Origin of the sequence: Shewanella sp. UCD-KL12 (assembly GCF_001957125.1) — a bacterium.
Classification (GTDB): Bacteria; Pseudomonadota; Gammaproteobacteria; order Enterobacterales; family Shewanellaceae; genus Shewanella.
Map to the genome: position 1 here is coordinate 1 of NZ_MPHJ01000040.1, position 1,022 is coordinate 1,022.

Genomic DNA, 1,022 nt, shown 5'->3' on the forward strand with positions numbered 1-1,022 from the left:
TATACGACTAAGGCGAGGGGTGAAGTGCATCGCTACTGGCCTTACCTTTGCACCATTGACCACAATGATGCTGTTTTTTAAAATCACACATAGCATCCCAACGACCACTAATACCACTGTATTGGCGGCGAAACTCTTTTGCTGAGGTTACCCAAGCATTGGATGAGATTCCAAGTTCATCAAGTAATTTTGGGCGGCTAGAGTCGATGAAACCTTTTTTATCAGACCTAATGGCTCTGCCAGTCCAATCAATAAGTTGTAAGTAATCACTGAAATGAAATGGGATGCCTGATTGAGTCGCTAAATGAGTTGCACCATCAAACTGGGCTAGAGGTTTGTGTCGCTCACTCGAGGTTAGCTCAGGTTCAGGTTTTGATTCAGGTTCATGATGTGCTTTAGTGTCTTTATTAGGAGTATTTAGCTGGTTAATACGCTCCTGAATAGAGGTATAATCAGAAGCTTGCAGAGTGTTGGTAATACCCGCTCTAATTGGGTTTAAATCAACATACATCATGCAGGCTAATAGCGCTTGTTCATCAAGTAGAGCTTGTGACTTAAAGCGTCCCTCCCAAAAAGCCCCTTTACATCCATCCTCACGATTGGCCCTACGCGCTATCTCTTCATTAAGGCACCGCATAAACCAAGAGATGCTGGATAGACGCTCATTCCATTCAGCCAATAACCCATCAAGCAGTAAACGCTCCCCCTCAATTAAGGTCTCTCTATTCATATATTTAGTCGCGACATCATGGCCTTTTGTCACCTTACACCATCGACTAATCACCTCACGGTTGCTCAATGACTTCGCTTTATTGGTATCGATTTTAAGGACTAGGTGATAGTGATTATTCATCACCGCATAGGCGCATACATCGATACAAAATATGGCAGAAAGCGCTTTGACTTTATCGACAATCCAGCAGCGTCTATGCTCATAGCTTTTACCTGTGAGGTTATCCTCCCCGCAGAGGTAGGCTCTTCTTACACAACGATTTATTATGTGATAAAACGGCGTCGACTCA

1 protein-coding gene is annotated in these 1,022 nt (G+C 43.5%); it reads right to left on the minus strand.

All coding sequences use genetic code 11. From position 1 onward, the window contains the following. Positions 1 to 7 precede the first annotated feature (7 nt). On the minus strand, positions 8 to 1,022 hold a 1,015-nt coding region (locus tag BM736_RS24705), incomplete at its 5' end, for a transposase (RefSeq protein ID WP_256718004.1).